Source organism: Deltaproteobacteria bacterium HGW-Deltaproteobacteria-2, assembly GCA_002840505.1.
Classification (GTDB): domain Bacteria; phylum Desulfobacterota; class Syntrophia; order Syntrophales; family Smithellaceae; genus Smithella.
This window is the reverse complement of record PHBC01000005.1, coordinates 12828-34607: the sequence shown is the minus strand read 5'-3', so window position 1 is coordinate 34607 and position 21780 is coordinate 12828. Positions and strand designations below refer to the sequence as shown.

General features: G+C 41.1%; 20 protein-coding genes. 9 read left to right on the top strand and 11 right to left on the bottom strand.

The annotated features are described in order from the left end of the window. Positions 1–11: 11 nt before the first annotated feature. The 4 genes from CVU62_10795 to CVU62_10780 form a co-directional block, all read right to left on the bottom strand. Positions 12–1247, bottom strand: coding sequence for an oxidoreductase (locus tag CVU62_10795; GenBank protein ID PKN37086.1), 1236 nt, complete (start codon positions 1245–1247; stop codon positions 12–14). A 127-nt stretch (positions 1248–1374) separates the two neighbouring features. Then, entirely contained in the window at positions 1375–2568 is a 1194-nt protein-coding gene (locus CVU62_10790) for an aromatic hydrocarbon degradation protein (protein ID PKN37085.1), read from the bottom strand. A 94-nt stretch (positions 2569–2662) separates the two neighbouring features. After that, positions 2663–3001 carry a transcriptional regulator gene (locus tag CVU62_10785; GenBank protein PKN37084.1) on the bottom strand — a complete coding sequence of 113 codons (339 nt, stop codon included), beginning with the start codon at positions 2999–3001 and terminating at the stop codon, positions 2663–2665. Between the two features lie 282 nt (positions 3002–3283). Continuing rightward, positions 3284–4201 (bottom strand): cation transporter, encoded by a 918-nt coding sequence (locus CVU62_10780; GenBank protein ID PKN37314.1) that lies wholly within the window; start codon positions 4199–4201, stop codon positions 3284–3286. A gap of 238 nt (positions 4202–4439) precedes the next feature. Here CVU62_10780 and CVU62_10775 point away from each other — a divergent pair, with 238 nt between their 5' ends. The 3 genes from CVU62_10775 to CVU62_10765 all read left to right on the top strand — a co-directional run bounded on the left by CVU62_10775 (position 4440) and on the right by CVU62_10765 (position 7260). Beyond that, positions 4440–5528: a lysine 2,3-aminomutase gene (locus tag CVU62_10775; GenBank protein ID PKN37083.1), complete on the top strand. Its 1089-nt coding sequence runs from the start codon at positions 4440–4442 to the stop codon at positions 5526–5528. 67 nt (positions 5529–5595) lie between these two features. Then, entirely contained in the window at positions 5596–6159 is a 564-nt protein-coding gene (gene efp / locus CVU62_10770; protein ID PKN37082.1) for an elongation factor P, read from the top strand. Positions 6160–6321: 162 nt separating this feature from the next. After that, positions 6322–7260, top strand: coding sequence for an EF-P lysine aminoacylase GenX (locus CVU62_10765; protein ID PKN37081.1), 939 nt, complete (start codon positions 6322–6324; stop codon positions 7258–7260). 299 nt (positions 7261–7559) lie between these two features. Here the strand turns inward: CVU62_10765 and CVU62_10760 are convergent, their stop codons facing one another. After that, entirely contained in the window at positions 7560–9635 is a 2076-nt protein-coding gene (locus CVU62_10760) for a hypothetical protein (GenBank protein PKN37080.1), read from the bottom strand. Between the two features lie 263 nt (positions 9636–9898). On the opposite strand from CVU62_10760, the gene tolQ reads away from it, so the two are divergent. From tolQ to ygbF, 6 genes are all read left to right on the top strand, one after another. Beyond that, entirely contained in the window at positions 9899–10564 is a 666-nt protein-coding gene (tolQ, locus tag CVU62_10755) for a protein TolQ (protein ID PKN37313.1), read from the top strand. A 20-nt stretch (positions 10565–10584) separates the two neighbouring features. Next, the gene (gene tolR / locus CVU62_10750) at positions 10585–11007 is read left to right on the top strand and encodes a protein TolR (GenBank protein ID PKN37079.1); all 423 of its coding nucleotides are present in this window, start codon (positions 10585–10587) and stop codon (positions 11005–11007) included. Further along, on the top strand, positions 11004–11723 hold the full coding sequence (locus CVU62_10745; GenBank protein ID PKN37078.1) for a hypothetical protein: 720 nt from the start codon (positions 11004–11006) through the stop codon (positions 11721–11723). Before tolR ends, CVU62_10745 begins: the two co-directional genes overlap by 4 nt. 76 nt (positions 11724–11799) lie before the next feature. Beyond that, positions 11800–13116 (top strand): Tol-Pal system beta propeller repeat protein TolB, encoded by a 1317-nt coding sequence (gene tolB, locus CVU62_10740; GenBank protein PKN37077.1) that lies wholly within the window; start codon positions 11800–11802, stop codon positions 13114–13116. Positions 13117–13345: 229 nt separating this feature from the next. Then, entirely contained in the window at positions 13346–13936 is a 591-nt protein-coding gene (gene pal, locus CVU62_10735) for a peptidoglycan-associated lipoprotein (protein PKN37076.1), read from the top strand. Between the two features lie 24 nt (positions 13937–13960). Beyond that, positions 13961–14788 carry a tol-pal system protein YbgF gene (gene ygbF / locus CVU62_10730; GenBank protein PKN37075.1) on the top strand — a complete coding sequence of 276 codons (828 nt, stop codon included), beginning with the start codon at positions 13961–13963 and terminating at the stop codon, positions 14786–14788. A 142-nt stretch (positions 14789–14930) separates the two neighbouring features. Here ygbF and CVU62_10725 read toward each other — a convergent pair whose 3' ends face one another. From CVU62_10725 to CVU62_10700, 6 genes are all read right to left on the bottom strand, one after another. Then, positions 14931–15140 (bottom strand): hypothetical protein, encoded by a 210-nt coding sequence (locus tag CVU62_10725; GenBank protein PKN37074.1) that lies wholly within the window; start codon positions 15138–15140, stop codon positions 14931–14933. A 48-nt stretch (positions 15141–15188) separates the two neighbouring features. Further along, the gene (locus tag CVU62_10720; protein PKN37073.1) at positions 15189–16043 is read right to left on the bottom strand and encodes a hypothetical protein; all 855 of its coding nucleotides are present in this window, start codon (positions 16041–16043) and stop codon (positions 15189–15191) included. Positions 16044–16071: 28 nt separating this feature from the next. Next, on the bottom strand, positions 16072–17766 hold the full coding sequence (locus tag CVU62_10715) for a hypothetical protein (protein PKN37072.1): 1695 nt from the start codon (positions 17764–17766) through the stop codon (positions 16072–16074). A gap of 41 nt (positions 17767–17807) precedes the next feature. Continuing rightward, complete coding sequence (locus CVU62_10710; protein PKN37071.1) at positions 17808–18692, bottom strand: hypothetical protein; 885 nt, start codon at positions 18690–18692, stop codon at positions 17808–17810. Between the two features lie 33 nt (positions 18693–18725). Beyond that, positions 18726–20045: a peptidase S41 gene (locus CVU62_10705; GenBank protein PKN37070.1), complete on the bottom strand. Its 1320-nt coding sequence runs from the start codon at positions 20043–20045 to the stop codon at positions 18726–18728. Positions 20046–20283: 238 nt separating this feature from the next. Further along, positions 20284–21765, bottom strand: coding sequence for a cysteine--tRNA ligase (locus CVU62_10700; GenBank protein PKN37069.1), 1482 nt, complete (start codon positions 21763–21765; stop codon positions 20284–20286). Positions 21766–21780: the final 15 nt, after the last annotated feature.

Here is a 21780-nt window from a genome sequence, read left to right as displayed (position 1 = left end):
TAACACCCACCCTAAGCTTGTGAAATTTTCTTGCCTGCCGTGCCCATCTTTGAGGAAATGCCGGGCACGGGTATACCCCGCAGCAGGATATTCCAATAGACGAATTTCATGGCCAGCTTACCTATGTGGTTGAGGCGAGTCTCGCGCAGCAAACTGAATGGACCGAAAAAGGGCAGCGGGTAGGTTCCTTCCACCGGATCGATCTCATAATTAAAATCAAGCAGAAAAGCTTTGCCATAACCCGATTCTATGAAACAATTGGAATGTCCGTCAAAACTGGCACTGAGCTCTTTACCCTTTATATAGCTCAGGATGTTCTCGGTGAGAATCTCTGATTGGAAATGGACCACCGAACCGGCCTTGGAACTGGGCAAGTTGGTGGCATCACCCAGGGCAAAGATGTTGTCTTTGGCTTTAGCCTGTAAGGTGTTTTTATTTGCAGGCACATAGTTAAGATCGTCTCCCAGACCGGAACGGGCCATGAGCGCATCACCCATGTTGGTCGGCGTGGTAATCAATAGATCATAACCCACAGCGCGGCTGTCATAGCCGATAAGTTTGCCGTAATCAACTCGCTCGGTGCCAAAATCCGCAATCATATTAATCCCCCGCTCTTTGAGCAGATGTCCCATAACTTTGGCCGTGGCCGGCTTGCTGAAAGCCCCGGCCAAGGGAGTGACGAAATCGATCGCTACGTCCTTGCGGATCCCTTTTTTCGCAAAATACCAGTCGCTAAGGAAGGCTATTTCCAGTGGAGCTACGGGACATTTTATGGGCATCTCGGCTACATGGATCGCCACTTTGCCTCCCTTGAAATCAGCCAGTTTTTTCCCCAGAGCCTCGGCTCCATCAGCGGTATAGAAATCAAAGATGTTCTCCCGCCAGCCATTCTCCATCATGCCCTGGGTCTCCTCAGGATGGATATTGGTACCGGTGGCGATGATCAGGACATCATAGCTGATCTCATGACCATCCTTGAGTTTGACCCGGTTCTGGTCGGCAACGATTTGCTCGGCTTCGGTCAGCAGATATTCGATCCCTGAAGGTATATACTTGGCACCTTTCCTGATCACATCTTTTTTTGTATAGATTCCAAACGGGATGAATAGATAACCTGGTTGGTAATAATGATTCTCATCCTTGTCCAGAATCGTGATAACCCACTCTTTACGACTCAGCTTGCGCGACAAATGAACTGCCATCATGGTTCCTGCCGTCCCGGCTCCGATAATCAGGATTCTTTTCATAATTAATCTCCCGTTTTCTTAACTACAATGCTTCTTTTCCTGTATTTAATACAAATTGAAGAACAATAAATTATTTCCTGCATAATATTGACGCGACAGCTCAACGCTGCCGCGTCAATTAAAAAAATTAAAAAATATATGTAACGCCCATATCAAGGGAGTACTGTGACATTTCTGTTTCATACGAGCTTATATACTGTGCCGAATTAGAGCCGGTAATTTTCGCCGGCGGTGAATACATACCGCCGATGTTCAGCGTAAACTGCTTGTTGAAATTAATTCCTAGACCTGCGGTAATGTGATGTTCGGAAACAGCGGGAAAAGCAATGTTTTCGAAAGCGCGATCGCTATTGAGGGGCATTTTGCCATAGTTATAACCAGCCCTCAAAGTCACCATTGGATGAACCGCATACTGAACACCGATTTTATAGACAAACTGATCGCTCCAATCCAAATTCCAGGGCATTGCATAACTGGCATTGGCGGTATATTTGGGCAAATCTTTCCCATTGGTTTCCGACCAGCGAATCCATTGAACGTCAAAACCTATGGACAGATCTTTGATTGGCTTAATAGCTAAACCTATAGTTGCCGTTTGGGGTTGATTAAAATCTATTTTATCTTCACCATTGCTGGTGTTGAATTTGAAATCCTGAAAAGTGCTTTTTGTCTCGTAGGCCAATCCAATCTGGAGAAAATCGACCGGCTTTACCAATACTCCAAAAGTTGCCCCATAACCAAAAGACGATGCCCCCATATGCGGTAACTGATTAGCGGGTGGCTGATTAGCAACATTGAATTCCATTGTCGCATACATAATGTTGAGGGCTGCCCCGACAGTTACAATATCATTAATCTTATAAGACAATGCCGGTGCAAAACGCATCTGAGAATAGGCTGTATAGGTGACACTACCGTATAGATTTGCGGGATAATCGACACCCATACCGGCTATTCCGTAAGCGCCTACTCCAAATCTGAATTTTTCACCAAGAGGTACGATCAAGCCAAAGGCGGGAACCGGCGATCCCCCACGGTCAGAATCAACTTCAGATCCGTCCGCCCCACCAGTTGCCTTATATTTGACAGAAGGCACAAAATACGAGGCACCAAAATCTATCCGTCCCGGCAAAACACTCATGCCTGCCGGATTGGTCAGTATTGATGCGGCATCCAGCGGTAGTCCCACACTTACTCCGCCCATGGAATCTTGGACCGGCCCGAAACCAATCATCCGCATGCCGTTTGTTGCATGCGCACTCGTCGCAATAAATATTGCCGCACTAATACTCAAAAAATAAAATAAAATGTTTTTTTTCATACTCTCTCTCCTTATATTTCCGGTTAATGAAATACCTTGATTCCTCAATCAGATTATTCAAAAACGCCTATCCACACCTCCTTTTTAAATAAATTTAAGACTTCTTATTCGAAGCTTTTACCAGCCTGGAAACAATTTTTTCTCTTTCCTGAAGCTGTTCGATCAAAACTTCTCTCATCAGGTTGCAGGCTTGAATTATTTTGGGATTGGCAATCCGGTAATATAACTGGATGCCTTCACGCCGTACAACAATGACACCTTTCGACTTCAAAACATTCATGTGCTGGGACATCGTCACTTTATTCAACCCGGTCTTTTGCATTAATTCGCTGTTGGACATTTCGCTGCACTTCAGCAAATTAATAATTTCCAGACGCTTATCATTGGCGAAAATTTTGCAGATGTCGGCTTGAAGCTTAAACATACTTTCCATTAATCCCCCTAAATTATAATACCAAACCGCAGAGTTATATTATTGAAGGCAAGATGGTATTATTTAACATCCAAATGTTAGTATATGTGTTTATATATTACTTAACTTATATATTCATATTTGTCAATACAAATTCCTATATAAAATGCAATTGTATTTTATATTTAAAATTTAACATCTTACAAATTTTTACTTTAACATAAACGATTATGCACTTAAGGATATCTTAAAAAGAGAACTTCAAATAAAAAACATGTGATGAATAATTTATGCGGTGTCATTTTATACCTGCCGCGGTCTTTTGTCTTCCGGCAAAAGACATCCGGCAACGCAGATATCTGTGCAGTCTCCGTCACAAGGTTCTATATGAATGGTTATGGTGGATTCAGTAAACTTGTTTTTTATTTTTTTCTTTAATATTCTGGTAATGTCGTGCGAATCATGTACGGACATTTGCGGATTAACCTTGATATGAAACTCCACGAATCGAATATGACCGGCTTTGCGCGTCCGCAACTGGTGAAAGCCGTAAATCGCTGGATCATGGCTGATTATATCGCGGATATAACCCTCTTCTTCCGGCGGAAGTTGGACATCCATCAGATCGCGTATGGAATTCACAGTCAGATTGAATGCTGCGTGCAAAATAAGAACGGCGACACAAATGGCGGCGACTGGATCAATCCAGTTAATGTTGTGGGCGGAAAAAAATTCGTGTCCAATCCAAATTATCCCCAAACCTGCCATAACGCCGGCCGAAGTATAAACATCCGTACGCAAATGCCAGGCGTCGGCCTGCAGGGCAATAGAGTCAGCTTCTTTGCCCACCTGAAAAAGTTTCTGCGAAACAATAAAATTCATAACAGCAGAAAATAACATTACCCCGACACCCCATCCGGCATGTTCTATGGCTTGAGAGGAGATTAATTTCTTCAGTGCTTCCCAAATAATCCAAAAAGCCGCTATAAAAATAAGCAAGGCCTCCACAAAACCGGAGATGTTTTCTATTTTCCCATGACCGAAGGGATGATCAGAATCGGCGGGAACACTGGATGTCTTCACGGAAAACATGGCGATAATCGCGGCCAGTAAATCCACACCCGAATGAATCGCTTCCGACATTATCGAAACAGACCCAATCAAAAAACCGACAATGACTTTGAATAAAACTAAAAAGGAATTGGAAGCAACCGATAACATTGCCACCCTTTCTTTTTTCTGCTGGATATTAGTCACTGTATTTCTCCGGATTATTTAATTAGATAATATTTTATTTCTTTTTAACTTTCTTTGATTCGCTTTGCAAGCACCTAAATTTGTGATACGAAACACACTTTAATTTTGCAGTTTAAGAAGCGGGACCCCGCTCCGCTTCGCTACGGGGATAATTCGCTCTAAGATTTTCCGGGCACTACGTTTCGGAAAATCGAGGCTCATTATGAATAAAAAATATCTTCTTTCTTATTTTAAAGCCTCGGCAAAAGACTGGCGAGACTGGCACTGGCAAATTAAAAACCGTGTTACTAAAATAGAAACGCTGGAAAACCTTCTTGGGAAAACGGAGTTTAACGAGGTTAAGTCTAAAACTGTAACGTCCGTTTATCCTATGGCCATAACTCCTTATTACTTATCCCTCATTCAAAGCAATGATACAAATGATCCTGTACGCGCTCAGTGCTTTCCCGATCCGCGGGAAATGTACCACTCCGGCAAGGTCTTAGAAGACCCTCTGGAAGAAGATTCCCATATGCCGGTGTCTAAGCTTGTGCACCGTTATACTGATCGTTGTCTGGCCATGGTCACCGAAACTTGTGCTACTTACTGCCGGCACTGCAATCGCAAGCGTTTCTGGTCGCAACCAAATAATATACGTCTGAAAATACGCCTGCAAGAAATGATTCGCTATCTCACCCGGTCGCCGCAAATCAGAGAAGTAATTGTTTCCGGCGGTGATCCTCTGACGTTTGATGACAAAACCCTGGAAGAGATTCTGGGCTCTTTGAAAGCGATTCCTCACATAGAAATCCTGCGCATCGGCAGCCGGATTCCTGTTGTCATGCCTATGCGCATTACCAAAGAACTTTGCCGTATATTCAAACGCTACCGGCCCCTCTGGTTTAATACTCAGTTTAATCATCCCAATGAAATCACCCCGGAAGCAGAGCTTGCCTGCAATCTGCTACAGGAGGTGGGAATCCCCGTTTCCAATCAATCTGTCTTGCTAAAGGGTATTAACGATTCTCCGGACGTAATGAAAAATCTGCTTTATGGCCTGCAAAAGATATCCGTCCGGCCTTATTATCTTTTTCATTGCGATCCGGCTAAGGGCTGTTCACACTTTCGCACCGACCCGCAAGCAGGCGTAATTATGATGGAAAAAATATGGAAGCAAAGTTCCGGCCTATGCCTGCCTCAATATGTTCTGGACGTGCCCGGAAGCGCGGGCAAGATACCGCTGCAGGTGCTGTCCAAATCAATAAAAAATGATTTAAAGAAGAATAAACATTTTTTTGACAAGTTTAAATAAATAGATTAGAGAAGCGCCAAGAGTAAAACTGTCAATTTTGTTACATTAAGCAAGGAGAAGATTTTTTATGTTCACTGCCAGTGATTTAAGAAAAGGGTTGCGGCTGAAAATAGATGGCGAACCTTATGTAATAACTGAGTTTAATTTTGTTAAACCGGGAAAGGGGCAGGCACTTTACCGCACCAAGCTCAAAAACATGATCAATGGCAATCAGTTTGAACGAACATTCCGTTCTGTAGATACCTTCGAATCCGCTGATTTACGGGAAAAGAAAATGCAGTTTCTTTACAAGGAAGGCGATAAATACTGTTTTATGGACAACGAAAACTATGAACAGGTTTATCTGACGGAAGAACAGGTCGATGAGGCCGTAAACTTCATGACTGATAATATTGAAGTGGAAATCCTGCTTTTTGAAGACAAACCGATCGGTATAAGCCTACCTAATTTTGTTGAACTTATCGTGACTGAAGCTGAACCATGGGCCAAAGGCGATACCGCCGCCGGCTCCACAAAACCGGTCAAGGTGCAAACAGGTTATACAATTCTGGTACCGACCTTTGTTACCGAAGGTGAAAAGATCAGAATAGATACCCGCACGGGAGAATACTTGACCAGAGTTAAGGGTTAATACAACTTTTCAAAATACTTATATGTCCCGATAGAATCGGGATTGCGCTTCAGCTTTTGTTGTTGCGGCGCATAACTTAAAGGTCACACGTAAAAAAATACGTCTTACTCCTCATGCTTAGCGCGTCTTGCCACTAAAACATTTTGAAAAAGCTTTATAAATATGAACTCATTTAATCAAGATGATTATTTCCTTCTGGCGCGTAAAACGCATACTTTGCAGTTGCGTGCCAAACTAATTCAAAGCGTTCGTCATTTTTTTGTTCAGCATAATTTTCTAGAAGTCGAAACGCCCATAAGAATCCCTTCTCCCGCACCGGAAGAGCACATTGAAGCCATTATATCGGATGATTGGTTTTTACAGACATCACCGGAGCTCTGTATGAAACGACTTTTATCAGCGGGTTTCCCGCGGATATTTCAAATAAGCCATTGCTTTCGCGGCGCAGAAAGAGGCAATAAGCATCTGCCGGAATTTACTATGTTGGAGTGGTATGTGGCCGGATTCGATTATCATCAGCTCATGGATCAATGTGAAGCAATGCTTATCACAGCATTTAAAGACATGGGACACGATCAAAACATCCTCTGGCAAAACAACAAAATAAGCCTGACAACGCCCTGGGAGAGAATCAGCGTCGCGGATGTTTTTTCCAAATACTCGCCAATCAGTTTGCAGCAAGCCCTGCATCAGGACAAGTTTGATGAAATTATGGTGGAATATGTTGAACCGCGTTTGGGTATTGAACGTCCGACTTATCTTTATGATTATCCGGTAAATTTGGCGGCCCTGGCTAAAACAAAAAAAAGTGATCCAACTGTTGCGGAACGTTTTGAATTATACATCGGGGGATTGGAATTAGCCAATGGCTTTTCGGAATTGACCGACGCAAAAGAACAAAGACAACGCTTTGAAGAAGCGCTGAAGGCGCGTGCCGTAAAAAAATGGGCGCACTACGAAATGCCGGAAAAATTTCTGCATGCTCTGCAAACCATGCTTCCAAGCGCCGGCATCGCCCTGGGCATTGACCGTCTAATGATGATTCTGGCCGATACCGGCAAAATAGATGATGTTGTTGCTTTCCCACCGGAATCACTGTGATTAATTAAAGCAATTCTAAATCAAAGCGTTATCTTTGTTAGCACAGCATGCCCCGGCGCAGGCCCGGGTCATCGGCTTCCTCAACGTATGTAGAATACGTCTCGTCGCCTCCTCCTTGCCCCGCTGAAGCGGGACAGTTCAAACTAACGAATTCCCGCTTACTGCGTAACGGTAATTCGAGTTTCACTGCCGCCTCGATATCATCTTTGCTTTAGAATTGATTAACCACCGCAGATTATAAAAAAGCCCCGTCCCTGACAGGGATGAGGCTTTTTTTAAAATAATTATTAATTAATTTTCTACTTTGTGTCTATCTGAAGTGCATAGACGCCACTGGCTAACGTTTTCGTACCTACAATAAACTTTCCGTCGTATGACATTTGTCCATGGTACGAGGAAGTTCCCGCTATCGTTACAACACCTGACGCGCTAATCGAACCGGAAGTTGTCGCAGGAGCAGTAAAAGAGCCATTACTTGTATTAAAACCACTAAAGGTCATGCCCCCACCACTGGCCACTGTACTGGTAAAATAGCTCCAACCGAACTGGCTGCCGATACCCAGCAAATGAGCGACGTATGTACCGGCGGACAATGCACCGGAAGGATAAGTCTGATCATCCATCTGAAAGACAATTAAATGATAGTCGTTTTGTCCAGTATCGACTGCCGACGAATCGGTAATATTATCTGTAAATGTTCCAACTATCGTCTTCTTGTCGTCCGAAAGAAATCCCTGGAAAGATGCATAGACTGTTCCACTCATATCGACACGCCCGGTAGCAGTATTCAAAACAAAGGTCACGCCAAGCGCTTTCGGCATATCGGAAGCAGAACCGGATGGAGAGGTCAAACTGGTAAGTCTTATTGCACCGCCCGCATCAGTCTGTCCTGCGGCATATTCCCATTGATTGATCTTGCCTACCTGCAATTGATGGTAAACGAAGTTCTTATTCTGCACATCGGCAAGTGAGTATACAAGAGCTACTTCGGCATCCTGAAGATGAGCAGCCGCAGTAGTACTGTTAGAACCTCGCGTGCAATTAGTAAATTGATGTGTAACTGAATTATAAGTGCCGGATATTTGTTCACTATCTATTTGCACTATCGTCGAGCCTGAAGGCATTGTCAGGTTGTTGACGTAAAAACTGGTCGAAGAAGAATCCAAAGCAGCGGACAGCGTACCTCGCGCTTCTTTCTGCATAACGGCCAATTGGTAACTTGAATCAGTGCTCGTTCCCGTTCCGGCGACTAAATTTTTACTCGAAGTCATCGTCATGTGACTAATACCTAGATCCGAAGCAGTAGTACCAGATGGGGTTACCACGCCGGCGGCCATTGTAAACGTTAAAGTAAATGGACTCGGGCAAGCTGTCTCTCCTGAAGGGTTATGCCTTATCTCTGTCACCTGGTCACCTGCAGCATGAACTGCCGCAGTGGTGCCGTCATAACCACGCATAGAGACAGTAATCTCCCGCGTGGATGAGTTGTACGTTCCGGATATTTTTTCTTCACCGATTTGTACAACCACCGCACCTACGGGCATTGCTCCGTTCGTGACGTAAAAACTTGTTGCACCAATTGTCAAAGCATCTTGCAGGGTATCTATGGCTGTCAATACTTTTGTACTGCTATCATGATAAACACAGCTAGCAACACCGCCACTATCGACCGAAATTCTGAAACGCTCCCATTCTTGTCTAGCTGTTCTTTTTCTCAGAATATTTATGTTCCATATTCCCTCGAGATCGGTTTGTGAATATGTGATCGAATCAGCTGTCGATACAAAATTCGGAACAGTTACATTTGATCCGCTAATATTTGCCGCTGCGCTGACCGGAGCAAACGCATAACCATCCAGGGAGGGTGTAACGGTATAACTGCCATTTACAAGGTTTGTAAAAGTATAATTTCCGTTTGCGTCCGTCCAGGTAGTAGCCGAACCGTCATCACTGAGTGTTACCAGTACAGGATACTTCACAGCTCCGCTTACCGTACCGGAAATGCTGTATCTTGGTGACGCATTTGCCGTTGCCACAAAATCGGGAACCGTCACATCGCCTCCGCTGACCGTCACCGCCGCACTGGATGGTGTGAACTTATAGCCTGTTTTCACAGGCGTTATCGTATATTTTCCGCTGGCAAGCCCGGTAATGTTGAAAGCGCCGGACGTATCAGTCGTTACCGAAGTGGTTGACGCACCTGTTAGATTGATTGTTACACCAGTAGTCCCGCTTACTATACCGGAAATACTGTAAGTAACCGGGGCTGACGAGGCTACAGTAAAATCATCGCTTGTGTTGCTGCAACCGCTGATCAGCAGAAGCATCATCAGAAAATACAACAAAATTTGAGTTGAAACTCTCCCTTTGTTCATACTGAAGTTTCCCCCTTATAAAAATTATCGTGTGGCATTAAATATACGTCAAAGATACCAATAGCGTTAACAGATGCTTACGACTATACATAGTCATAAATACTTGTCAATACCAATTAAGGGTTTTAAAAAAAGATGTATTGACAAGGTTATCTTTTTACTTTAGTTTACAGGTCGAATTCAAATTTCATTTTGGAGACAAAAAAGTGAAAGACATCAGCACTTTAGACTTGGGAAGCAGCTTTAACGGCAGTCTTCTAAGCATGATCATTGACGCCGGTTTTGTTGTCAAATTTGTTTTGCTGCTACTCTTTATTTTTTCCGTAATTTCGTGGGCGATTATTTTCCTGAAATATCGAAATTATCAAAAAATTAAAAAAGAAAATGAGGATTTTAACACAGAGTATTTGAAAAGCAACAAGCTATCCGACGTTTTACCGGCAGCTAAAAAATATACTTTTTCTACTACCGCAGAAGCTTTTCGCGCCGGATACACGGAACTGACAAAAATAAACAAGCCATTGCGCGAAATGGCGCAGGGAAGCGAAGAAATCAGTCTTTCCTCTCTGGACAATATAGAACGGTCCATGAACAAAGCCTGCAATACAGAGATGACCAAACTGGAAAGCGCTTTGGGCTTTTTGGCCACAACCGGGTCGGCCAGTCCCTTCATTGGTTTATTCGGCACAGTGTGGGGAATCATGGATACTTTTAAAGGAATCGGGGCCCGCGGTTCGGCAACCCTTGCCGTAGTTGCTCCCGGTATTTCGGAAGCGCTGATTGCCACCGCCGCCGGACTGGCTGCAGCCATACCGGCCGTTATTTTTTACAATTACTTTTTAAATCAGTCCAAAAATATAGTTCAGGAAATGGATAACTTTACCGCTGAATTTTTAAATATTGTTGAGCGTTATATTGTTCATAAATAAAAATCTCGAGCTTATTCGTTATGCGCCGTTTACGTAAAAGAAATAATCAAGATAAACCCATGGCCGAAATTAACGTCACACCTTTAGTTGATGTTATGCTGGTGTTGCTGATCATCTTCATGGTTACAGCGCCCATGCTTTCCATGGGTATCGATGTCAACCTGCCGCGGGTCAAATCAAAAAGCGTCGATGTCACCGAAGAAAAACTGGTGCTCACTATCACCGATGCTAAAGAAATATTCTTAAACAAAACCAAATTAACGCTGGGAGAATTAAATCCCAAGCTGGAAGCGATTTTTTCCAATAGAATCGACCGGGAAGTATATCTGCGCGCCGATAAAAACGTCCCCTATGGATTTGTTGTGGAAGTCATGTCGGAAGTGCGCAAGGCCGGAGTCGATAAACTAGGCATGATCACTGAACCACCCGAGGAAACAAAATGACATCCCGGGCGTTTAATAACGGCCACCGCGGCACCAACAGCAAATTCCATAAAATGATCTTTCTTTCTCTGGCGGCACATCTGATTGTTATTACGATTATTTTTGTTTCCATACCGACAACCTCCCGGCATTTAACCTTTGGCCCGGCGTATTCCGTACAGCTTGTGGGCTCCGAAGTTGTACTGCCCAATAATAATTCTTCTTTACTGAAAGATATCCTGAAAACCAACGAAACAACAAACCCGGTAATCATAAAAAGAAAAATTACCAGCAATGTTTTCACTCCGGCAAAAAATCATGAAATTAGTAAATTGAATATCGAAAAAGCTGTCGGAGCCATTAGACAGAACCATCGTGATAAACCTAACACTTCAACAGCTGCCTCGGCCGCAAGCCAGGCAAAAATATCAGAATCGGAAATCAACACACAAACGAAAGAATATATCGGAGTTGTTTGGTCAAGAGTTAAAAAAAACTGGACGATGCCGCAAGCTCTGATGCCCAAGGAAAACATCGAAACAATCATTGATGTTAAAATTTCACGCAGCGGAACATTGGAATATGTTGGTTTCGAAAAACGTTCCGGTAACCGTTATTTTGACGATTCCGCTCTTCGTGCAGTTAAAAAATCAAGTCCCTTTCCACCATTGCCATACTGGATTATGGACAAGAATATCGAAATCGGTATCCGTTTTCATTCGGAAGAATTACGCTAATATTTGAAAAAATATCGAGACGTTTATTGATATCAGATCATCGAAGTGAAATACGCGAAAGGTAAATATCTCTCTAATGAAAAAATTCTATTTAATTTCAGCATTGATATGGTGTTTTTTTACATTACCGATTTTCGACAATTACGTTGACGCCAAAATCTATGTAGATATAGATTCTCCCAATTTCCAACAAATCCCTATTGCTATTTCTGACTTAGCTAGCAAAACAGCAAGCACAATAAAACCGGCGAATTTCGGCGCTACAATTTCCGATGGAATCAAAAAAGATCTTTCTCTGACCGGATTATTCAATATTCTAAATAAAAAAAGCTTTTTAGAAAACACTCCGCCTGATGCAAAAGAAAGCATTCGCTTTTCGGATTGGACAACTATCGGCGCTGACTTTTTGCTTATGGGGAATGTAATTCAAAAAGATAAAGAGATAATTGTGGAGAGTCGTCTTTTTGAAGTCACCCGAGGAGAAATTCTTTTCAATAAGAAATATATTTCTGATATCAATAGCCTGAAAACGATTTCCAGAAAAATAGCTTCTGATATTATGCTCGCGCTTATCAATGATGAAGGTGACTTTAACACTAAAATTACGTTTGTGTCCAAGAAAGGATCAAAGTCAGATCTTTACGTTATCAACTATGATGGTTCAGAGTTAAAAAGCGTCACCAATCATCAATCCATTATAATCGCGCCGCGCTGGTCGCCCGATGGAAATTTTCTTGCATTCACATCTTTCAAAGATGGCCGGCCCGGGGTTTATATCCGTAACTTTAAAAATGGTACGGAAAAAAAAGTTGCTGCTTTTGAAGGGCTGAACATGTGCGGTTCTTTCTCACCTGATAGCAAAAAATTGTTGCTGACCTTAAGCAAGGACGGCAACGAGGAAATATATGTGCTGGAGATCGCCTCTCTCCAGTTGAAACGTCTGACAAATAACTATTCCATAGATGTTTCTCCTGCCTGGTCACCCGATGGAAAAAGGATAGCGTTTGTTTCTAATCGCTCCGGCTCCCCGCAAATTTATATAATGGATGCCGATGGAAATAATGTAAAAAGGATCACTTTTGAAGGAAAATATAACACATCCCCTGCGTGGTCGTCGCACGGCGATCATCTTGCATACGAAGGATTAGTTAACGATAAGTATCAAATTTTCTCCGTGGACGAAGACGGTAATAATACTTTACAGTTAACTTCCGATGCCGCTAATAATGAATCACCGTCCTGGTCACCATCCGGAAGACAAATAGTTTATGCTTCCCGAAAAAGTTCAAAAAGCAAAATTTGCATTATTAATTCTAACGGTCTAAATCCAAGGGTACTTATTGAAAACATTAATAAATTAGTAATGCCGGTGTGGTCGCCCCGATTGAAATAATTTCATCATCACCAATCTTTAGGTTGTTATTTTTCATACTTTGCCGTATATAAAAACATTATTAATAAGCTCTGATTTTGACAAATACGTGGAAAAGCAAGATAGATATAATAAGATTTTGTCTTATAAAATATCCGGGTTTTTTATAATTTTTATAGCTGACAATATACTCCGTCATTTTTTAAGTTTTGTAATCTGACAACCTTATAGAAAGAGAGGAACAATAATAATGAAAAAGATTCTAACCTTAATAGGAATTTTTGTTGTAATTATATTTGGTCTGACAATTTTTACCGGCTGCGCCGAAAAAAAATCTGTAGTAACAAGCGGCTCTGCGCAGGAACAACAAGTTGCGCCCGCGCCAACACCGGCACAAATACCGACCGACACTACAAAACAAAGCGACAGCACTGATGCCCCGACTGGTACTACTAATATACAGGAAACCGCTAATGAACAGTCTTCACTTATGGAAGCAACGGCAAAATCTCCCATTAGCGATATCAATTTCGATTACGACAGCTCCAGCATCCGCCCCGACGCCCGCGAAATTCTTAAGACTAATGCCGATTATTTACTAAAGCATAAAACTTCCTTAGTCGTTGTTGAAGGACACTGCGATGAAAGAGGAACTGCCGAATACAACATGGCACTGGGGCAAAAACGAGCCCAGGAAACAAAAAAATTTCTCGTTAATTTAGGCATTCAAGAATCAATAATAAAAACGGTTAGCTATGGCGAGGAGCGCCCTTTGGATCCTAATAATAACGAAGAAGCCTGGGACAAGAATAGACGCGCCCATTTCGTTGTTACTCCTTAATAATAATTGAAAGAGGTGAAAAAATTGAAAATTTCTATCTATCTCTTTTTAGCTCTTTTGGCATTGTTCATTGCGGGTTGCGCTACTACGCAAGATATGAGGGCGCTCCGTTCGGAATTAAACCAGAAAATGGACGAAAAAATGGATGCAAAGATGGCAGTAGTGGATTCCGAACTGACCACCTTAAAAAAGAATGTTACTGCACTGGAGGCCATGCGCACTGGGCAAGCCAGCGCAGCAGCAGACATTACCGATTTGCGGGAAAATCTTCAGCAACTGCGCGGCCAAGTGGAAACACTTAAAAAGGATTTTACTTCCAATACAAAAAAGGAAGATCAACGTTTTGATAATATTCTGCTGAAAATCAACTTTATTGAAAACTTTCTGGAGATCGGCAATAAAAATAATTCAAGTGATGCTTCCGATAAAGTCGGCAAATCAACCGGTGGCTCTGTTGCCAAAGATCCGGCAAAAAAGCAGGACAAGGAAAAAGCTTATTCGGCCGCTTATCAAATCTTCAAAGAAGGCAATTATGATAAAGCCAGAACCGAGTTTCAAAATTTTTTAGCTAATTATCCTGACAGCGAGTATTCCGATAATGCCCAGTTTTGGGTTGGTGAATGTTATTTTTTTGAACAAAAGTATGAATCCGCCATTCTGGAATATGAAAAAGTAACCAAGAATTACCCGAACGGTAATAAAGTCCCTTATGCTTTACTCAAACAAGGTATGTCCTTCCTAAAGTTGGGAGACAAAACCAGTGCTAAACTGCTTTTACAACAGGTAATCAAAAACTATCCGAATACCAGCCAGGCGCGTATTGCGCGCTCCAGCCTGCAAGAGATCAAATAATTTCTTACAGGAAGAAAAATTAATACCACTTCTACAGCAAAGACGATATCGCGACGGTAAATGAAACTCGAATTACAGGGAATGAAATGAGCTGTAATTCGTTAGTTGAATTATCCCGCTTTAGCGGGGCTAAGGAGGCGTATTATACACGCGTGACCTTGGTATTGTTGAAAAAGTCCATGTTTATGGGTTGTTCAAAAATGCTCAGGTGCAAGGCGCGCAAAAAACCGAACTGCGAGGCGTATATAGACATACGTTGAGCGGTGCGGTTTTGTGGCGCAATCCCGATTTTATCGGGACAGATGAGCGTTTTGTAAAGCCTTCGGCTTTTTCCGGCAAGGAAAGTGTTCATTTTATAATTGCGCTTCCTTGCGGGAATGCGCTCCCGGTCAACAGCCCCTCAATCCAGCGGAATTGTTTTAACGTTAGCCGGAACCGGCAGGTTAAAAATCGACATATCGGTTGCCTTCTCGATTTTGACGTCTGAATATTTTACTGATACCGACGTTAATCTATCGGCCATGCTTATTGTAATTTCTCTGGCAACAGGACTCTGTTCTTCATAATGGTCATATTTAACATTATATATTTCTTTACCATACTCATCTTTGCGAACGAGTTTCAATAACCTGTTATTTTCCCCCACCCAGATAATTTGCGAACATCTGGATTGCGCTACCATTTCTATTCGCAGAAAATTTTCTTCCTGATAACTGTGATAAGCGATAAGCTTTTCCTTCAAAAAAGGATAAGTTCCGGCAAAAATCATTACCATATCGTCAATACTAATTGGCCAAGGTAAGAATCGCTCCAGATTAACAGCCGTCGGTTGTCCATAATAAAATTCTCCCTTCGAAGGAATAAAAATACTCATTTTTTCAGGAGAAGCAGCAAGAAAAAAATGTGGTGTTCCGATGACCGAAAGAAATTCTAACCTTAAGTATGAAGGTTTTTTTATAATTAAGACTGCCTTTACCGGATGATAACCATTAGACGTCACTAAATCTATCTGTACAACAGCGCTTAAAATATCGTTTTCTCCAACAGCGTTGGGAATGGCCGCAAGAATTTTTTCCGGCGGAGAATCGTTATAAATAACTGCTCGTCGAATACAACCACTTGCAAGCAGCGCTAGCAATAGCAAGGACATCATATAAGGTAAGAGGAATTTTTTCTTGGGCATGGGAAATCTTTTTCGTAAAATATTATGGGTTTTTATTCGTGAAAGTGCAATTCCGATAGCGAAGTGTTCCAAAAGCTTGTTTCATGGTTCATACCCTTAATTATTTATGCTTCATTAAATCTTCAAGCTTTTTTTGTACCAGACTATTTTTAGGATCAATTTTAAGCACACGATTATACATTTCTTCCGCTTCTTTAGTCTTGTTCAGTTTTACGTAAACATCGCCCATATGCTCAATAATATTAACATCGTCTGGCAAAAGTTCCAACGCTTGTTTCAAATGCTTCATTGCACTGTTTAATTTATTTTTTTTGAAATAAACCCAACCAAGGCTGTCTATCAAATAACCGTTATTGGGTTTAATTTTCAAAGCTTTGATAATCATTTTTTCCGCGTCATCAAGATTCATGCCGCGATCAGCATAACTGTAGCCTATAAAATTAAGTGCTTCGGCATTTTCCGGATCAATGGCTAAAACCGTTTCCATTTCCTTGACACTTTCAGAAAGGCGATTTGTCTTTTCATAAATTACGCCTAGCGCATAATGTAAATCTATTTCCTTGGGATCAATTCTGATACCTTCCTTCAAGATATTTTCAGCTGCAACAATATCTTTAGCTTCTTCATAAAGAGCAGATAAAAACAGATAAAAAGGAATCAGATTATTCTTCTTTTTAATACTTTCCTTTATTAAATTAATGGCCTCAGAAATTTTACCCTCTTTTTTAAGGATCATCCCGGCACGAATTTGAGAGCTTGCATATAATTCGAATGAAGTAGAAATATTCTGATATTCTTCCATCGCCAATTTATTCTCGCCTTGTTCTTCATACGTGTTAGCCAATAAATAACGAACCTTGTCATCCGTTAGGTTCTTTTTCAGCACTGTAGAAAATTCAGCGACAGCCAAATCAAGTTTGTGCATATCATAATATAAAAGACCCAAAGCAATTCTTACATCACGGTTATCAGGATCAATTTTCAGTACTTCGAGGAACTCTTTTTCCGCATCCTCATATTTTTTCTCTTTAATTAAAAGTTCTCCTATTTTAACTCGTAAACTTATCCTGGTGGGATTAATCTCCAAATAATGGCGATAAACGGCCATAGCTTTTTCCAGCTTTTCCTGCCTTTCGTAAAGAGCAACCAAATCAAATAAAGCCATTTCAAAATAAGGATTTAAAGATATGGCCTTTTTGTACATCTTTTCGGCCTCTTCCAAACGCGTCATTTTCACAAGAACTCTGCCATAGTAGTAGATGCCCATAATGTTGTCGGGATCGATTTTTAAAAGCTTCTTAAAAGTTTCTTCAGATTTATCAAATCTTTTCTCCTCGGCATAAATTATCGCCAAATAAAAATGGGCCATAATATTCTTAGGATCAAGTTCAATTACCTTTTTGTGTTCGGCAATAGCCTTTTTATTTTCGTGAATATTGAGATATAAACTACCCATAATCAGATGGAGTTCAATATTATTAGGATTTTTTGAAAGCATTTCTTCACCCAGGGATATGGCCTGACCGAGATCGCCCTGTTCCGTGTAAAGAGAAACAAGCTCTGTCGTAAGATAAGAAGATCCGGGGTCGGCCGCAACCGCCTTTTTCAACTCCTCAGTTGCTTCCTCAATTTTACCGTTTAAACGTAAAAGAACACCCAGGGAATAATGATAAGCTGCATCTGTTGATGTTTTCGATGAAGAGTAAACCGGGACTGCCGCCATATGGCTGCAACCGTATAAACTTATAAAAACTAAAATTACTATGACTGCCGGATATATTTGCTTTTTTTGCATATTACATCATTAACTTTATTAACGAATAAATTTACCAACATCTAACTGGATGCTTTTTGTTTTTTAATTATCCGCGATACAGGAACAATCGCTACTTCTTTTTCCCTTAAAACTTTCACTGCATCGCCTACAGCCCGAACAGTCTCCGGATAAGGATGGCCGATAATAATCACCGGCGAATCATCACCATTTTTTTTGGCAATATTGATCAATATATTATAAATTTCATTGTAGTCACGATTGTTATCAAGAAATATTTTACGCGCGGCCACCGGTAATCCTACTTTTCCCGCGGTGACAAAAGTTTTCGTATCAGATGAAGTGCGTGAATCTACGAAAAACAATTTCTTATTTTTTAACTTATTAAAAACTACAGTAAGTTTTTTTTCATCCATCATAAATTTTGAACCCATATGATTATTAACTCCGGAAATATAGGGCACAGTTGCAATGTCTTTTTCTAATTGAAAGATAATCTCGTCGTTACTCATATCCGTAAAAAGAGCACCCGGACCCGGTTTTTCGCGCGGATAAGAAAGAGGCTCCATGGGTAAATGCAAGAGTGTCTCCCGATGCGCCTTATGAAACATTTCCGCTGCTTCACGAGTGTGAGGGCACAGAGGTAAAATAGCAAATGTTATATCGGCATTAATTTTCAACAATTCTTGTATTTGCTTCAGGTCATTACCAATGTCATCAATAATAATTGCTACCTGCCTGAGTGGTACAGACTTGGGAGGCAATGGTTTCGCCTTTTCTTTTTTAGGTGTAATTGCTTTCCTTGGTGCTACTTTTTTCGTTTTTTTTGCCGGCTCTTTAATCACCGATGGCTCTTCTTGAAATTGCAGCACATAAATAATACCTGCAATTGTTAAAACAATTAAAAATATCATCAATGCCGGGAAGAGACGTTTGTTCAATTTCATAAATAATTATATTTTTTACTCTCTGTGAACAACTTAGCTATTCAGGTTCTTTTTCATGATATCCCATCCTTTTAAGATATCAATAGCTGTCTTGAGTTGATTATCATTAACTAAATCAGAAGGATCCTTATCCTCTTGAGTCTGAGGTTCATCAACCTTGGTACCATCTTCCTTTGCCGGTTTTATATGCCCTTTGAGATCTTTTTCTTTAATCCGGTCCTCCCACCAGGCAGTATTATCCGCATCCTCCTTCGGCTTCATGTATTTAACTATAATATCCGGCTTGATGCCTTCCGCCTGAATGGATCGTCCTTTCGGCGTGTAATAACGTGCGGTCGTCAGCTTAAGCGCGGAACCATCTTCCAATGGAATAACTGTCTGCACAGATGCTTTACCAAACGTTTGCGTTCCAATAATCAAAGCCCGGCCATTATCCTGCATAGCTCCGGCAACAATTTCCGCCGCACTGGCCGTACCTTCGTTAACCAAAACAACAATCGGACAAATTAACTCAGTACCATTATCTTTAGCCGTTGCCTTTGTTTCCATGTTTTTTGTGCGTCCGCGAGTGGAAACAATGGTCCCTGATTTAAGAAATACATCGGAGACCTCTATTGCCTGATTCAACAATCCACCTGGATCATTTCTCAAGTCTAAAACCAAACCCTTCATCGGATTGAGTTTTTTGCCAATTTCCTTTAATGCCTTGTTTAAATCATCTGCTGTTCTTTCCTGGAAAGCAGCGATACGAATGTATCCAATATCATCAAAATATTTGACCTTAACACTCTTGATTTGAATAATAGCACGCGTCAGCACAATATCCTTCGGTGCCGGCATTTTTTCCCGCATGATCGTGACTGTAACCTTAGTATCCTTAGGACCGCGTAGTTTCTTTACGGATTCCATAATAGTTATATCTTTAGTAGATTTACCGTCAATTCTTAAAATTTGATCACCCGATTTTAATCCGGCAACAAAGGCAGGAGTATCTTCAATTGGTGAAACGATTGTCAAAACATCCTTTAAAATTGTAATCTCAATGCCAATCCCTCCGAAAGCCCCCTGTGTTTCTACTTCCAGTTCTTTGTATAAATCCGGCGTCATAAAGGCACTGTGGGGATCCAGAGATTTGACCATTCCGTTGATCCCACCTTGAATTAAAGTTGTCGATTCAACCTCATCAACATAGTTTTTCTGTACCATGTCTAAAACTTCATTGAATGTCTTAATACCCTTATAAATGTTTTTATCCATGGCGTAAACATTGCTATCATTACGCAGTCCTAAAAGGACAAAGACTCCCAGACAAATAATGACAAATAAAGACGCTTTTGTTGATAATTTTTTCATAATATTCCCCACCATATTAGAGATATAATCGTTATATTTATACCTTTTTCTTTGATATTTCCACTATTTTCGGAAATTACATAGAAAATAATGAAACCATTCCCGGATATGGACAACGCATACCATCTTTTGTTATCACGTCCCTAAATTAAAGATGATAGCGAAACGTCAATATGTATATTTAAGGAAAAACGATACTATCTGCCAATGAAGATAGCGCTTTAATTTAGAACTGGGTTTATTCAATTATCCAACTTGTTTTATCAGCGGAATCTTTAAGAACAATATGAAGCCGTCCCAGTTCCTGTCTTATAGCATCTGCTCTGGACCAATCCTTTTGGCTACGGGCGGCTTGTCTTTGTTTAATTAAATCTTCAATTTTTTCTATATCTAAGCCTCGTTTACGCAACTCGGTTTCCTTATCAGACACAAAAAAATGGTCAGCAGAACTTTGAAAAATTCCCAGCACCGTTCCAAAATGATCAAATATTTGTTTTGCTTTTGTTAAAATTTCAGCTTTTATATCATCAGGCATATGCTTTTCATCAACAATGAAATTATTCGTAAGTCTGACCATATCAAATACATGACCTAATGCTTGAGCCGTGTTAAAGTCGTCATCCATTGCGGCATTAAATTTATCAATAAGCTTTTCAAACTTGCTTAGATAATCTTCTTTTTTTTCTGAAGATTTGTTAACAACGGTTGTTGTGTCAGCTGATAATTTGTCCAGAGTATCTTTTATGCTCTTTAATGTTGTGTAACATCTGATCAAGCCGGCTCTGGCTTCTGTAAGCGAACTTTCCGAATAATCCACCGGACTGCGGTAATGACTCTGGAGCATAAATAAACGCAATACTTCCGGATGATAATTTTTTAATATTTCTCTGACAGGAAATATGTTGCCCAGCGATTTGGACATCTTTTCAGAATTTACTTTTACAAAACCGTTATGTATCCAGTAATTGGCCAGAGGCTTTCCTGTTGCCGCCTGCGATTGAGCGGTTTCATTCTCGTGATGCGGAAAAATTAAATCTTCACCGCCACCGTGAATATCGAAAGTTTCCCCCAAATAGCGCCGGCTCATGGCGGAACACTCAATATGCCAGCCGGGCCGCCCATTGCCCCATGGGCTTTCCCAAAAAGGTTCATCTTTCTTGCTTTTTTTCCAGAGGGCAAAATCCAAAGGATTCTTTTTTTTGTCATTAACATCAATGCGCGCACCGGCAACCATTTCCTCCAGATTGCGTCCTGATAAATCACCATATTTCCCGTAATTATTTATCGCAAAATATACATCTCCATCGACACAATAAGCATATCCTTGCTTTTCGAGGGTACTGATTAAAGCGATTATATCTTCCATGTGTTCGGTAGCTCTCGGGGTTATCGTAGGAGTTATAACTCCCAGCGCCGCCATATCTTCATCGTGTAATTTAATGTAGCGTTCCGATATTTCGGCAATGCTGACGCCTTCTTTGTTGGCGCGGTCGATGATTTTATCGTCTACATCGGTGAAATTTTTTACATAAGTCACTTTATATCCGTGCATTCGCAAATGTCTGACCACAACATCGAAAACAATTGCCGCGCGGGCATGCCCTACATGACAGACATCATAAGTGGTTATGCCGCAAACATAAATACCGACAGCTCCTTCTTTGATAGGCTGGAATACTTCCTTTTTTCTTGTCGCTGTGTTGAATATTTTCTGAGACATATTCTATCTTACTTT

Bases quoted from the DNA above. Each gene is read 5' to 3' on its own strand.
- CVU62_10795 (PKN37086.1), bottom strand. From the start codon at position 1,247: ATGAAAAGAATCCTGATTATCGGAGCCGGGACGGCAGGAACCATGATG.
- CVU62_10790 (PKN37085.1), bottom strand. From the start codon at position 2,568: ATGAAAAAAAACATTTTATTTTATTTTTTGAGTATTAGTGCGGCAATA.
- CVU62_10785 (PKN37084.1), bottom strand. From the start codon at position 3,001: ATGGAAAGTATGTTTAAGCTTCAAGCCGACATCTGCAAAATTTTCGCC.
- CVU62_10780 (PKN37314.1), bottom strand. From the start codon at position 4,201: ATGTTATCGGTTGCTTCCAATTCCTTTTTAGTTTTATTCAAAGTCATT.
- CVU62_10775 (PKN37083.1), top strand. From the start codon at position 4,440: ATGAATAAAAAATATCTTCTTTCTTATTTTAAAGCCTCGGCAAAAGAC.
- efp (PKN37082.1), top strand. From the start codon at position 5,596: ATGTTCACTGCCAGTGATTTAAGAAAAGGGTTGCGGCTGAAAATAGAT.
- CVU62_10765 (PKN37081.1), top strand. From the start codon at position 6,322: ATGAACTCATTTAATCAAGATGATTATTTCCTTCTGGCGCGTAAAACG.
- CVU62_10760 (PKN37080.1), bottom strand. From the start codon at position 9,635: ATGAACAAAGGGAGAGTTTCAACTCAAATTTTGTTGTATTTTCTGATG.
- tolQ (PKN37313.1), top strand. From the start codon at position 9,899: ATGATCATTGACGCCGGTTTTGTTGTCAAATTTGTTTTGCTGCTACTC.
- tolR (PKN37079.1), top strand. From the start codon at position 10,585: ATGCGCCGTTTACGTAAAAGAAATAATCAAGATAAACCCATGGCCGAA.
- CVU62_10745 (PKN37078.1), top strand. From the start codon at position 11,004: ATGACATCCCGGGCGTTTAATAACGGCCACCGCGGCACCAACAGCAAA.
- tolB (PKN37077.1), top strand. From the start codon at position 11,800: ATGAAAAAATTCTATTTAATTTCAGCATTGATATGGTGTTTTTTTACA.
- pal (PKN37076.1), top strand. From the start codon at position 13,346: ATGAAAAAGATTCTAACCTTAATAGGAATTTTTGTTGTAATTATATTT.
- CVU62_10725 (PKN37074.1), bottom strand. From the start codon at position 15,140: ATGAACACTTTCCTTGCCGGAAAAAGCCGAAGGCTTTACAAAACGCTC.
- CVU62_10715 (PKN37072.1), bottom strand. From the start codon at position 17,766: ATGCAAAAAAAGCAAATATATCCGGCAGTCATAGTAATTTTAGTTTTT.
- CVU62_10710 (PKN37071.1), bottom strand. From the start codon at position 18,692: ATGAAATTGAACAAACGTCTCTTCCCGGCATTGATGATATTTTTAATT.
- CVU62_10705 (PKN37070.1), bottom strand. From the start codon at position 20,045: ATGAAAAAATTATCAACAAAAGCGTCTTTATTTGTCATTATTTGTCTG.
- CVU62_10700 (PKN37069.1), bottom strand. From the start codon at position 21,765: ATGTCTCAGAAAATATTCAACACAGCGACAAGAAAAAAGGAAGTATTC.